The sequence below is a fragment of the Flavobacterium algoris genome, assembly GCF_048158525.1.
In the GTDB taxonomy this organism is placed as follows: domain Bacteria; phylum Bacteroidota; class Bacteroidia; order Flavobacteriales; family Flavobacteriaceae; genus Flavobacterium; species Flavobacterium algoris.
The window spans coordinates 12,820-26,516 of the sequence record NZ_JBLNKT010000012.1 but is presented as its reverse complement, the minus strand read 5'-3'; the positions used below and the strand labels follow the sequence as shown (position 1 = coordinate 26,516).

The window sequence follows — 13,697 nt, the reverse complement described above, 5'->3', positions numbered from 1 at the left end:
CCCAACCAAAACATGAAATTAAAAATCCTAATTTACTCCGTTATAAGTATATTCTTTTTTTCTAATTGTCAAGAAAAACCGAAAGACAATGCCATAAAAGCAAATTATTTAGATTTCTCACAACGGGACGACCAAAGTACTGGCGGCATCAAAATGATTCCGATTAAAACACCGAAAGGAACTTTTAAAGTCTGGACAAAAACTGTGGGTAACAATCCAAAAATAAAAGTATTGCTGCTTCACGGCGGCCCTGGATTGACACATGAATTGTATGAATGTTTTGACGGGTATTTCCCTAACGAAAGCATCGAATATATCTATTACGATCAATTGGGTTCGTATTACAGTGACCAGCCCAAAGACAATAGTTTATGGACTAACGAACGTTTTGTGGAGGAAGTCGAGCAAGTGCGCATTGCATTAGGCTTAGACAGTTCTAATTTTTACCTGATGGGACAATCTTGGGGCGGAATCCTGGCAATGGAATACGCTTTGAAATATCAAAAAAACCTGAAAGGCTTGATTATCTCGAATATGATGGCGAGTGCTAAGGAATATAACGCTTACGCAAAAGACGTTCTGGCACCACAGATGGATCCGAAAATCCTAAAGCAATTGCAGGATATCGAGAAAAACAATGATTTTGATAATCCAAAATACAGCGAATTATTGTTCAAATATTACTACACGGAACACATTTTAAGAAAACCACTGGACCAATGGCCAGAATCCATCAACAGATGTTTCAAACACATCAATCCAGATGTGTATGTGTTTATGCAAGGTCACAGTGAATTTGGCATCACCGGAAACGCTTCCTTAAAAAATTGGGATGTCAAAGCGCGACTAAAAACCCTGACGGTTCCTACCTTGAGTATTGGTTCTAAATACGACACGATGGATCCGGAACACATGAAATGGATTGCCCACGAAGTTCAAAACGGACGCTTCTTGTTTTGTCCTAACGGAAGCCACCTTTCGCAATACGATGATCCTAAAAATTATTTTACTGGCGTGATCAAGTTTTTGAAAGATGTGGATAATGGGGAGTTTAAGAAAGGGTAAAAGAATAATTTAAAATGAAAACCACGAATTCATGTTCGTGGTTTTTCTGTTTTATTGGGAAATGATAAAAATACAAGGCAATAATGTGTTCTTTTTCACAAAAATACAAGGCAATAACATCTAAAATTATAGAAAAACACGAATTTACAGCAATTTAGGATGTGGATAAAGGTGCTTTTAAAAAATCTTAAATAGAAACAGGTCAAAACGATTACATTCCTTACTACCATATCCGAAACAATGTATTTAATTGTTATTTAACACTTTATCTGTTATTTTATTATTTTTTAATACCTTTATTGTGTCAACCCATAAAACCAAACATTATGAATGTGAAAAACTTTTTAGTTTCAGGTAGTGTAGGCGGTATAATCTACTTCCTTTATGGATGGTTGTTTTACGGGATTCTATTTAAAGAAGCATTTCCGTCCAATGGGAATGAAAATTATGTAATGATTTTTTTGGGATGCCTTACATTTGGATTATTTACAGCTTATATTTTTACAAAATGGGCAGGGATTTCAAATTGGATAACTGGTTTTACCGCCGGTGCCATCATTGGATTGTTTATGGCTTTTTATATGGATTTCTTTGCCAATTCAATGAAATTAACACCCAATATTGACTTTCAGATTATGGCATTGGATATTGCAATCACTGTTGTAATGTCAGCATTGACTGGTGCTAGCATCGCACTTGTCAATGGAAAACTAAAATAAACGCAAATTCTTACAAAAAAACTCCTCATTTTATGGGGAGTTTTTTAGTTTAGACAAAAAAATTGAAAAATAATTTAACTTATTATGCATGCATAGTATTTTTTTATTATATTTGAAAACGATATAGTTAGAGATTATGAAAGATAAAACGATAGATTATATATTAAGAGCAACCTGGCAAGCAGTTTCCAGAATGTACAATGAAGAAGCCTCTAAATATGGTGCAACTATGGCAACGGGTTTTGCTCTGCTGAGCATGGATAAGGAAAAAGGCACACCTTCTACCGCCTTAGGTCCAAAAATGGGTATGGAAGCAACAAGTCTTACCAGAACCTTAAAATCAATGGAAGATAAAGGCTTAATTATCAGGAAGAAAAATCCTTATGATGGTCGTGGTGTTTTGATTTACCTGACCGATTTTGGTAAAGAGAAAAGAGAATTGTCAAAAAATACCGTTTTGAAATTCAATGAAACTGTGAGAAACCACATTTCTGAGGAAAAGCTGCAACATTTTATTGAAGTGGCAGAAACGATAAACGAATTAATTCAAGATAAAAATATATTTAATCACACGAGCGTCAGCGAACTGACGGAGCAAACTGAAAAACCAGAAAATGACATCGCCACGATTCAAAAAAACAATCAATAATTAAAAATGGTGATACCATATTTCTATAAAAACAAATAATAACTACGTATGAAATCGCCATGAATCAATATCATAGAAAAACAATAACACTTGGCGATACCACATTCCTTTAAAAAACAAATAATAACTACGTATGAAACGCACAATTAAAAAAGTTGCAGTAATTGGATCCGGAATTATGGGTTCAGGAATTGCTTGCCATTTTGCCAACATTGGAGTTGAAGTTTTACTTTTGGACATTGTTCCAAAAGAACTCACCGAAGCCGAAGTTAAAAAAGGGCTTACTTTAGAAAGCAAAATTATCAGAAACCGATTGGTAAATGAGCATTTGGCTAATTCCCTAAAATCGAAACCCTCCCCTATTTACAATTCGAAATTTGCCAGCAGAATTACTACGGGAAATACAACGGATGACATGGCGAAAATCGCCGCAGTAGATTGGATTATTGAAGTGGTGGTAGAACGTTTAGACATCAAAAAATTAGTTTTCGATCAAATTGAAAAATTCAGAAAACCGGGAACTTTAGTTACTTCAAATACTTCTGGAATTCCAATTCACTTTATGAGCGAAGGAAGAAGTGACGATTTTCAAAAGCATTTCTGTGGAACCCACTTTTTTAACCCTGCGCGTTATTTAAAATTATTCGAAATCATACCTGGTCCACAAACTGCAACGGAAGTTTTAGATTTCCTTACTGATTATGGTTCAAAATTTTTAGGCAAAACTTCGGTTGTAGCCAAAGATACTCCAGCATTCATCGGAAATAGAATTGGAATTTACGGGATTCAGAGTTTGTTTCATTTGGTAAAAGAAATGGGATTAACAATTGAAGAAGTGGATAAATTAACCGGTCCAGTAATTGGAAGACCAAAATCCGCTACTTTCAGAACGGTTGATGTTGTTGGATTAGATACTTTGGTGCATGTAGCCAACGGAATCTACGAAAACTGCCCAAATGACGAGCAACACGATTTGTTCAAATTACCAGATTTCGTCAACAAAATGATGGAAAACAAATGGTTCGGAAGCAAAACAGGTCAAGGTTTTTACAAAAAAGTAGACAAGGATATTCTGTCTTTGGATTTGGACACTTTAGAATACCGTCCGGCAAAAAGAGCATCATTTGCCACTTTAGAATTAACAAAAACGATTGACAAACCAATTGATCGTTTTAAAATTTTGGTAAAAGGAACAGACAAAGCGGGAGAATTTTATCGAAAAAGTTTTGCAGGAATGTTTGCTTACGTTTCAAACAGAATTCCTGAAATCTCAGATGAATTATACAAAATTGACGATGCTATGAAAGCCGGTTTTGGATGGGAAAATGGTCCTTTCGAAATTTGGGATGCCATTGGTGTCGAAAAAGGAATCGAAATCATGAAAGCCGAAGGTCTTGAACCAGCTGCTTGGGTAAATGATATGTTGGCTTCTGGAAGTGCTAGTTTTTATTCTATAAAAGAAGGAGCAACTTTTTTCTACAATATCCCAACAAAATCACAAAATAAAGTTCCCGGTCAAGATGCATTTATCATCTTGAACAACATTCGCGAAAGCAAAAAAGTGTGGAGCAACAGCGGAGCGATTATACAAGATTTAGGAGACGGAATTTTGAATTTAGAATTCCAATCTAAAATGAATACGATTGGTGGCGATGTTTTGGCAGCCATCAATAAAGCAATTGACTTATCTGAAAAAGAATACCAAGGATTGGTTATTGGAAATCAAGCAGCGAATTTCTCTGTTGGTGCCAATATCGGAATGATATTTATGATGGCAGTGGAGCAAGAATACGACGAGTTGAACATGGCGATCAAAATGTTCCAAGACACGATGATGCGCGTACGCTATTCTGGGATTCCGGTTGTGGTTGCACCCCACGGAATGACTTTTGGTGGTGGTTGCGAAATGAGTTTACATGCTGACAAAGTTGTTGCTGCAGCTGAAACCTATATGGGACTAGTGGAATTTGGTGTCGGAGTAATTCCTGGTGGTGGTGGATCGAAAGAAATGACATTGCGTGCAGCTGATTTATTCCATAAAAACGATGTGGAATTGAACGTATTACAAGAATATTTCTTGACTATTGCTATGGCAAAAGTATCCACTTCTGGTTACGAAGCTTTTGATACCGGACTTTTACAACATGGAAAAGACATCATCGTGGTAAACAAAGACCGTCAAATTGCCGAAGCGAAGAAACATGCTTTACTAATGGCGGAAGCGGGTTACACACAACCGATTCTCAGAACCGATGTAAAAGTTCTTGGAAAACAAGCATTAGGAATGTTCCTTGTGGGAACGGACCAAATGGTTGCCGGAAAATACATATCGGAACATGACAAAAAAATTGCCAACAAACTAGCGTATGTCATGGCCGGTGGTGATTTATCAGAGCCAACATTAGTATCCGAACAATATTTATTGGATTTAGAACGGGAAGCTTTCTTGTCGTTGTGTACAGAAAGAAAAACATTGGAGAGAATTCAGTTTATGTTAACCAAAGGAAAACCGTTACGCAATTAAATTTAAATTATAAATTAAGAATGAGCTTCATTTAAAATTTAGAATTCAAAATTCAAAATAATAGTTATGAAAACAGCCTATATAGTTAAAGCATACAGAACCGCCGTGGGGAAAGCCCCAAAAGGAGTGTTCAGATTTAAAAGACCCGATGAATTGGCGGCAGAAACCATTCAGTTTATGATGAATGAGTTGCCTGATTTCGACAAAAAACGTATTGATGACGTGATGGTAGGAAATGCCATGCCGGAAGCAGAACAAGGACTAAACGTGGGACGATTGATCTCTTTGATGGGATTAAAAATTGAAGATGTTCCGGGTGTAACCGTAAACCGGTATTGCGCCTCAGGATTAGAAACAATCGGGATGGCTACAGCCAAAATCCAATCCGGAATGGCCGATTGCATCATTGCCGGTGGTGCCGAAAGCATGAGTTTTATTCCAATGGGAGGCTACAAACCTACTCCGGATTATGCTGTTGCAAAAGCAGGAAACGAAGACTATTATTGGGGAATGGGACTAACTGCAGAAGCGGTTGCCAAACAATTCAATGTATCTCGTGCGGACCAAGATGAGTTTGCGTACCAATCGCATATGAAAGCTTTGAAAGCACAAGCTGAAGGCAGATTCGATAAACAAATTGTTCCAATTACTATAGAACAAACGTTTATCAATGAAAATGGTAAAAAAGAAACTAAATCTTATATCGTTAATAAAGATGAAGGTCCAAGAGCAGGAACTTCTGTAGAAGCTTTGGCTGGTTTAAGACCTGTTTTCGAAGCGAACGGAAGCGTAACTGCAGGAAATTCATCCCAAATGAGCGATGGAGCCGCTTTTGTTCTAATCATGAGTGAAGAAATGGTAAAAGAATTCAACCTTACTCCTATTGCCCGTTTGGTCAACTTTGCTTCGGCTGGAGTCGAACCAAGAATCATGGGAATTGGACCTGTAAAAGCAATTCCAAAAGCATTGAAACAAGCCGGTTTAACCTTGAATGATATTGATTTAATAGAACTTAACGAAGCTTTTGCATCACAAGCACTAGCAGTAACGAGAGAACTAAACCTAAATCCTGATATCATCAATGTCAATGGTGGAGCGATTGCATTAGGCCACCCACTGGGTTGTACAGGTGCTAAACTTTCTGTTCAACTATTTGACGAAATGAAACGCAGAGGAAGCAAATACGGAATTGTTTCTATGTGTGTAGGAACCGGACAAGGAAGTGCGGGGATTTACGAGTTGATGTAAACAAAACATTCTTCTTTTTGTCATTCCGACGAAGGAGGAATCCCCCATCAAGCAATTTTCCAATATATTATGAGATTCCTCCTTCGTCGGAATGACAAGATGAAGGAAAAAATATAAATAATAAAAACTTCGCAGGAAGGAAACACAAAATAATTTAAAATTCAAAATAATAAGTCATGAGCGACAAAACAAGAGGAGGTCAATTCCTCGTAAAAGAAACAAAGTGCGAAGATGTCTTCACTCCTGAAGATTTTAATGAAGAACAATTAATGATGCGTGACTCTGTAAAAGAGTTTGTAGACAAAGAAATCTGGCCTAACAAAGATCGTTTTGAAAAAAGAGATTTTGCCTTAACGGTAGAAAGTATGCAAAAGGCGGCTGAAATGGGATTTTTAAGTATCGCAGTTCCTGAAGCTTATGGCGGAATGGGAATGGGATTTGTAAATACTGTTTTGGTTTGCGATTATATTTCGGGAGCAACAGGTTCATTTTCTTCTGCTTTTGGAGCACATACCGGAATTGGAACAATGCCAATTACGTTGTATGGCACTGAAGCACAAAAGCAAAAATACGTAACAAAATTAGCTTCTGGCGAATGGTTTGGAGCCTATTGTTTGACTGAACCAGGCGCTGGTAGTGATGCCAATTCCGGAAAAACAAAAGCGGTATTATCTGATGATGGAACGCATTATAAAATTACAGGACAAAAAATGTGGATTACAAATGCAGGATTTTGTAATGTCTTTATTGTTTTTGCCCGCATAGGAGATGATAAAAATATAACTGGCTTTATCGTAGAAAATGATCCAAGTAATGGTATTTCCATGAACGAAGAAGAACATAAATTAGGAATTCGCTCCTCTTCTACGCGTCAAGTTTTCTTTGCAGATACAAAAGTTCCTGTTGAAAACATGTTATCCGAAAGAGGAAATGGTTTCAAAATAGCGATGAATGCTTTGAATGTAGGTCGAATTAAATTGGCTGCAGCCTGTTTGGATGCACAACGCAGAGTTATTTCAAACGCAACAAAATACGCTAACGAAAGAATACAATTCAATACCGCTATTTCTCAGTTTGGAGCCATCCGAGCAAAATTAGCCGAAATGGCAACTTCCTGTTATGCCGGAGAAAGTGCTACTTATCGTGCAGCAAAAGATATTGAAGATCGAATTGCGTCACGTGAAACTGAAGGAGCTACCCATCAGGAAGCAGAATTAAAAGGGATTGAAGAGTATGCAATTGAATGTTCAATTCTAAAAGTGGCTGTTTCTGAAGATATTCAAAATTGTGCGGATGAAGGAATTCAAATCTTTGGAGGAATGGGATTTTCTGAAGATACTCCAATGGAAAGTGCATGGAGAGATGCCAGGATTGCTCGCATTTACGAAGGAACTAACGAAATTAACAGAATGTTATCTGTAGGAATGTTAATCAAAAAAGCTATGAAAGGCCACGTTGATTTACTGGGACCCGCATCAAAAGTACAAGAAGAATTAATGGGAATTCCTTCTTTTGATACACCTGATTATTCTGAATTATTTGCAGAAGAAAAGGAAATGATTGGCAAATTGAAAAAAGCATTCCTAATGGTTGCAGGTGGAGCTGTTCAAAAATACGGTCCAGATTTAGATGCACACCAACAGTTATTAATGGCTGCTTCAGATATTTTAATTGAAATCTACATGGCAGAAAGCACTATTCTTAGAACTGAAAAATTAGCCAAAAAAGAAGGCGAAGCCAAAGTACAAGAGCAAATTGCCATGGCTAAATTATATTTGTATAAAGCAGTAGATACCGTTACTCAAAAAGGTAAAGAAAGTGTAATTTCTTTTGCTGAAGGTGATGAACAACGTATGATGTTAATGGGTTTACGCCGTTTTACAAAATATACGAATATGCCCAATATTGTAGGATTAAGAGAAATAATCACTACCAAATTAGTGGTAGAAAATGGATATTGTTTCTAAAATAGAAAATAGTTTTTAGTTTATTTATTTGTTAAAAACCGCGTTGTTTCAAGAAACAACGCGGTTTTTTTATTTTAATTACTTCACCTCTTTTTTTCTATAGGTCTAATTTCTCCATTATAGGAAATCGAACTTCGATTGTTAGAATTAATGGTAAGCGTTGCGCTACCTCCAAAAGAAACGGAAAGAAACAGTGTGAATATATCAGTCTCTCCCTTAACAACAGTTTCTATTTGATATGCTTTTTTCTTTTTTTCAATAGTAAATTCCTGTGGACTTCCTTCAAAATTTAATCCTCCATCCCTACCGTAAGCAACACTACTATAAGCTGTACCAAAAAAAGGCATTTCACTCTTAATTTTATTTGGCTCAAATTGTACATAATTAGGATTAGTGGTCAAATCCATAGTCCTGAATCCTTGAGGCAAAGCTGTCCGCCCAATAAAAACAAACGCTTTAGAATCAACCAAAGCGGCAATCTGTTTTTGTTTTTCAATTTTACGTTCTTCTCTTACTTGTTTTTTACTTTTTTCCTGAGCATAAGTTGCTGTAAGAAGTAGTGAAATAAAAATTACTAAAATTGCTGTTTTCTTTTTCATAATACCTATTTTTAATAGTAAACGATAATGACTTAATAATTCCGAATCATTTTAATATATTTTCAAAATTTCTAAAATTAAATCTAAAAAAATTGAATTTATTTTTTCTCAAAACGCATCATTGCGATGTCACCCATGATGAAATTCAATGTTTTCCCATCTTCTGAAATGGAATAGAAATCTATTTTCTGAAGTGTAGACATGTAAATATTCTCACCTTCTCCGGGGCAAAACATTCTAGTCATAGCCATCGGTTCTTTGAAACTGATTTTATTGCCTTCAACATTTAATTTCCCTGAATACCGGTTGCAACTGTTGCTTCCTGAAACACTACTTTCTTTCAAGTTAAAAGTGATTGTCGGTTTTGTATTTGGATATAATCCATCAAAAGCTATTCTTGGTCCTGTAACATAATTTAACTCCCAAGTTCCCTCAAGAGAAGTCGTATTATTCATTGCTGTTTTAGCTGAATTACAAGAAACAAATGCCAAACATAAAACGGTTAGTGCCAAAATATTTTTTTTCATATAAGTGTTTTTAATTTTATATTTTAGAATAGAACAAAAATATTGCCAATTTTCAGGTTTTAAAAAAATAGTACAAAAAATAAAGAGTTATGAAAATCGTATCGAATACTTTTAAAATCTAAAAATTTAGTATCTCCAATTTATTATTTTTTAATCTCTATAACTTCCACCTTAATTTCAACGGCATACCCATTTGGAATGATTTTTTTTCCATGTGCATTGGCATACACTTTAGTGAATTCAGCTCCAAAATATAAGATTATAGCCGAATAATATACCCAAATTAAAATTATTATTATTGAACCTGCAGCGCCATAAACAGTTGCTACCGTTGAACTTCCTAAATAAAAACCAATGGCAAATTTACCAAACATAAAGAAAAAGGAAGTAAAACTAGCACCTATCAAAGCATCTTTCCAAGCGATATTGCCATCAGGCAGTGTTTTGAAAATAATGGAAAACAGCATGGTTGTGGTTGCAAATAAAACCAAGATATTAAAAACATAAAATATATAAACCATTGCATCAGGAAAATAAACGAGTAATCGAGTATTTATAACATCCATTACAGTGTTTACCATCAAACTGACCATCAATAAAAACCCAACTGAAGCTATCATAGAAAATGACATCAGTCTGTTTTTAATGAATTTCATAATTCCTTTATTAGGTTTAGCTTTCAATCCCCAAATAAAATTAATGGAACTTTGTATTTCGGCAAATACACCCGAAGCACCTATTAGCAGCATAATCCCTCCAAGTATTGTTGCAAATGTTATACTGTCAGACAATTCAATATTCTTAATGGTTTCCTGAATTTGAATCGCAGCTTCATTCCCAACCATTCCATTAATTTGTCCAAAAAACCTTCCGGTAACTGCATCTCTTCCAAAGAAAAAACTAAAAATAGATAAAATAATAATTAACAATGGTGGTAATGAAAATATAGTGTAATACGATAATGAGGCGCTAAGTTTTATAGCATTATCATCATTAAATTCCTGATACGTTCGTTTTAATAAACTCCAACTTATAATAGCTAATTCTTTGTGCTTCATTTTAAAACTAATTTTATATTCTTCTATAAGAAAATTTCAGGTTGTTGCTTTTATTAGATTCGAAAGCATCGTTCGTAATCACTTTTAGATCAATTGCCACTGCATTCAAAACTACAAATAAATAGATTAAGAATTTAAAATGAATATTGTATAATTCCTACTAAATTGGATTATAAAAATCTAATTCTATTATGTACAACCCAAAATTTTCTTACCTTTGAAATAAAACGAGTCATGAAAAAAATATTTCTATCCATTGTCCTAATTGTTGTTGTGATTATAGGTTGTAAAACGAGCAGCGATTCAAGTAATTCAAAAAAACTGAACATTGTTTTTGAACCTAAAAGTAACAGTACCGTTTCCGGAACTGCAACTTTTGAAGAAAAAAATGGTAAAGTAACTTTTGTAGCAAAATTAGCCGGGCTAAAACCGGGTATTCATGCGATACACATCCATGAGAAATCAGATTGTACTGCCGCTGATGGAAGTTCTGCAGGTGGACACTGGAACCCAACATTCAAAAAACATGGAAAATGGGGCGTTGGTGAATATCACAAAGGTGACATAGGTAATTTTACAGCTGATGAAAAAGGAAATGGGACCATTACATTAACAACTGATGAATGGTGTATAGGTTGTGGCGATGCGACAAAGGATATTTTAGGAAAAGGACTAATAGTTCACCAAGGAACTGATGATTATGTTTCTCAACCCGCAGGTAATGCTGGTGCAAGAGTAGCATGTTCCGCTATTATTAAGTAGTTTTTTAAGATTTCAATTGGAAGATAAAGAGCACCTCTATTTTAAAAACACAGAAGAATGGCGTGATTGGTTGCACCAAAATCATCATTCTTCAAAAGAGGTGTATCTTATTTTTTATAAGGTAAATAGTGAATTTGAAAGTATGCGATGGGAAGAAGCAGTTCAAGTTGCCATTTGTTTTGGTTGGATCGATTCAACAGTAAGAAAAATGGATGAAGACCGCAGAAAACAAGTCTTTTCTCCCAGAAAAGATAAAAGCGTTTGGAGCAAACTCAATAAAACATATATCGAAAAACTCATCGAAGAAAATTTGATGCATGAAAGTGGATTAGCCAAAATTAAAACTGCTAAAAAAAATGGTTCCTGGACTTCATTAGATGCTGTGGAGGATTTGATTATACCAACAGATCTTGAAATGGCTTTTAACCAAAATAGCGCTGCAATCGAAAACTACAAAAATTTTAGTCCCTCGTATAGGAAAAGCTATCTTTATTGGCTCAATCAAGCTAAAAGAGAGGAAACTAGAAATAATAGGATAGCCGAAATCATTAATCTTTGTTCTCAAAATAAAAAATCCAGAGATTAATATTTTCACTAAAATAATTAAAACTTAACCTAAATTTTTCTAGACAACCATAAAAAAACATAGCTTTGTAGCTTCAAATTAAAGTAATGATTAACCCTTCGGCATCAGGTTGGATAGATAAATTTTTTATTGAACAAAAATTTTCAAACAAAACTGTTTCTAAAACTACTGATTCATTTTATCAAAAAGTTAGAAATACAGGTTTTATATACGGTCACATCATTACTTTTGAGACTGTAAACACTATAGAAACCAAAGGCTGGTTTAAAGAAGAGATTTCTAAAGTTGCGTTATTAAATACTTTATACGATGTTTTTTGCCTTACTAAGGAAGAAATTAACCCTGAAAATTTCATAAAAGAAGCGGTTACTTTTTACAACCAAATGAATCCTCAAGGATTTAATTTATTCAAAAAAATACTTCCTAAAAATTCTCTTTCCTTAACACTGGAAAAAATAATTGATGAACGCGTTCAAACCAATGACACCATCATCAGTAAAAATTTCTCGCATCTTGTAACGAATGCTCTTTTGTTTATTGATGTTGCTGCTTTTCGCCAATATTTAATTCATGGAGTAATTCCTGAGAAATACTTGAAGAAAATTGAAGAGACGATTGTTAATCTTGTCACATTGGCTCTAAAAATTAAGTCAAACAAATCTCAATATGATGATCTGTTAATTAAACTTTTTGAAGCTTCTATTCGTTACAGCAAATTTTCGAAAGTTTCTGTTCAAAGTCTGGAAACACTTCAGTTAGATTATTTTACAAATGAATTAGAAAAATATTATTTAATAGATATTGCCGGAATGGCGCTGTGGAGTGATGGAATAATTGAAAATAATGAAGCCTATTTTTTACATTCATTAGCTGAAACACTATCTATACCCGATGATTTTGTTAATCAGAGCATAAACAGTACTAATGAATTCATTACTAAACATAAAAAAGAAATTCCCTACTTCAATTACTCGAATCCTGTCAAACACTTTTACGACCAGACCACCCAAAGTGTTGTTACTTTAGTCAGCCGTAATAAAAGTAGATTGATAAAGGAAATCGTTCAAAGCAAAGAATTAATGCTGTTGTTAGCCTATTCTACCCGAAGAGATTTGGATGAAAAAGAAAAGAAAAAAGTAAAAAAACAATTATTGGATATTTGTAAAACTATTCCTTCTTTGACCATATTTTTACTACCAGGCGGAAGTTTATTATTACCTATTTTGATAAAATTCATCCCTACCCTATTACCTTCAGCTTTCAATGAAAATCTAGAAGAAATCGAATAAAAAAATCGCCCGAGAGCGATTTAATTTAAAATTTTAACTGATATACGTTATCTAAATCTTTATCTGAACTGATATTGACATTCAAATCCGTTACAAATCCAGAATTCAATCCATAAGCCCAACCGTGTAATGTTAATTCTTGTCCGTTTTTCCATGCGGATTGTACGATTGATGTTTTAGCCAAATCAAATACTTGTTCCTTTACATTAATTTCTACAAAAGCATTAAACCGTTCATTTTCATCTACAATAGAATCTAAATATTCATGATGTAGTCTATAAACGTCTTTTATGTGGCGTATCCAGTTGTCAATAATTCCAATAGATTCATTTCCCATAGCTGCTTTCACACCTCCACAACCATAATGACCACATACAAGTACATGTTTTACTTTCAAAACATTGACTGCATAATCCAGAACACTTAACATATTCATGTCAGAATGTACTACCATATTAGCAATATTTCTATGAACAAATACCTCACCTGGTTTTGCACCAACAATTTCATTAGCAGGAACTCTGCTATCAGAACAACCAATCCACAATAAAGGTGGCGTTTGTCCTTTGGCTAAATCCGCAAAATAATTAGGATCGCTAGCCAGAGAAGTTTCTACCCATTTTTTATTGTTTTCTAATATTTTTTTATAAAAATCGCTCATAAAGAATTACAGTCTTAGTTCATTCAAATGTAAAATAAAAATT

The 13,697-nt window shown here is 34.5% G+C and carries 13 protein-coding genes; 9 read left to right on the top strand and 4 right to left on the bottom strand.

Annotated features, from left to right (window positions below):
• Nucleotides 1-12 precede the first annotated feature (12 nt).
• The 6 genes from ACM55I_RS08345 to ACM55I_RS08320 all read left to right on the top strand — a co-directional run bounded on the left by ACM55I_RS08345 (nucleotide 13) and on the right by ACM55I_RS08320 (nucleotide 8,172).
• Nucleotides 13-1,065 (top strand): proline iminopeptidase-family hydrolase, encoded by a 1,053-nt coding sequence (locus ACM55I_RS08345; RefSeq protein ID WP_416846309.1) that lies wholly within the window; start codon nucleotides 13-15, stop codon nucleotides 1,063-1,065.
• A 326-nt stretch (nucleotides 1,066-1,391) separates the two neighbouring features.
• Nucleotides 1,392-1,784, top strand: coding sequence for a hypothetical protein (locus ACM55I_RS08340; protein WP_416846308.1), 393 nt, complete (start codon nucleotides 1,392-1,394; stop codon nucleotides 1,782-1,784).
• 136 nt (nucleotides 1,785-1,920) lie between these two features.
• Nucleotides 1,921-2,433 (top strand): MarR family winged helix-turn-helix transcriptional regulator, encoded by a 513-nt coding sequence (locus tag ACM55I_RS08335; protein WP_416846307.1) that lies wholly within the window; start codon nucleotides 1,921-1,923, stop codon nucleotides 2,431-2,433.
• A gap of 133 nt (nucleotides 2,434-2,566) precedes the next feature.
• Nucleotides 2,567-4,957 carry a 3-hydroxyacyl-CoA dehydrogenase/enoyl-CoA hydratase family protein gene (locus ACM55I_RS08330; protein WP_416846306.1) on the top strand — a complete coding sequence of 797 codons (2,391 nt, stop codon included), beginning with the start codon at nucleotides 2,567-2,569 and terminating at the stop codon, nucleotides 4,955-4,957.
• A 66-nt stretch (nucleotides 4,958-5,023) separates the two neighbouring features.
• Entirely contained in the window at nucleotides 5,024-6,205 is a 1,182-nt protein-coding gene (locus ACM55I_RS08325; RefSeq protein ID WP_416846305.1) for an acetyl-CoA C-acyltransferase, read from the top strand.
• Between the two features lie 176 nt (nucleotides 6,206-6,381).
• Complete coding sequence (locus ACM55I_RS08320; protein ID WP_416846304.1) at nucleotides 6,382-8,172, top strand: acyl-CoA dehydrogenase family protein; 1,791 nt, start codon at nucleotides 6,382-6,384, stop codon at nucleotides 8,170-8,172.
• An 83-nt stretch (nucleotides 8,173-8,255) separates the two neighbouring features.
• On the opposite strand, the gene ACM55I_RS08315 is transcribed toward ACM55I_RS08320, so the two are convergent.
• From ACM55I_RS08315 to ACM55I_RS08305, 3 genes are all read right to left on the bottom strand, one after another.
• Complete coding sequence (locus tag ACM55I_RS08315) at nucleotides 8,256-8,771, bottom strand: DUF4251 domain-containing protein (RefSeq protein ID WP_416846303.1); 516 nt, start codon at nucleotides 8,769-8,771, stop codon at nucleotides 8,256-8,258.
• Between the two features lie 98 nt (nucleotides 8,772-8,869).
• Nucleotides 8,870-9,298 (bottom strand): META domain-containing protein, encoded by a 429-nt coding sequence (locus tag ACM55I_RS08310; protein WP_416846302.1) that lies wholly within the window; start codon nucleotides 9,296-9,298, stop codon nucleotides 8,870-8,872.
• A 143-nt stretch (nucleotides 9,299-9,441) separates the two neighbouring features.
• Complete coding sequence (locus ACM55I_RS08305) at nucleotides 9,442-10,356, bottom strand: YihY/virulence factor BrkB family protein (RefSeq protein ID WP_416846301.1); 915 nt, start codon at nucleotides 10,354-10,356, stop codon at nucleotides 9,442-9,444.
• A 234-nt stretch (nucleotides 10,357-10,590) separates the two neighbouring features.
• Here ACM55I_RS08305 and ACM55I_RS08300 point away from each other — a divergent pair, with 234 nt between their 5' ends.
• The 3 genes from ACM55I_RS08300 (at nucleotide 10,591) to ACM55I_RS08290 (ending at nucleotide 12,993) form a co-directional block, all read left to right on the top strand.
• Nucleotides 10,591-11,118 carry a superoxide dismutase family protein gene (locus tag ACM55I_RS08300; protein ID WP_416835647.1) on the top strand — a complete coding sequence of 176 codons (528 nt, stop codon included), beginning with the start codon at nucleotides 10,591-10,593 and terminating at the stop codon, nucleotides 11,116-11,118.
• A gap of 16 nt (nucleotides 11,119-11,134) precedes the next feature.
• On the top strand, nucleotides 11,135-11,704 hold the full coding sequence (locus tag ACM55I_RS08295) for a YdeI/OmpD-associated family protein (RefSeq protein WP_416846300.1): 570 nt from the start codon (nucleotides 11,135-11,137) through the stop codon (nucleotides 11,702-11,704).
• A gap of 86 nt (nucleotides 11,705-11,790) precedes the next feature.
• Nucleotides 11,791-12,993, top strand: coding sequence for an LETM1-related biofilm-associated protein (locus ACM55I_RS08290; protein ID WP_416846299.1), 1,203 nt, complete (start codon nucleotides 11,791-11,793; stop codon nucleotides 12,991-12,993).
• Between the two features lie 25 nt (nucleotides 12,994-13,018).
• Here ACM55I_RS08290 and can read toward each other — a convergent pair whose 3' ends face one another.
• The gene (gene can, locus ACM55I_RS08285) at nucleotides 13,019-13,654 is read right to left on the bottom strand and encodes a carbonate dehydratase (RefSeq protein WP_416846298.1); all 636 of its coding nucleotides are present in this window, start codon (nucleotides 13,652-13,654) and stop codon (nucleotides 13,019-13,021) included.
• Nucleotides 13,655-13,697: the final 43 nt, after the last annotated feature.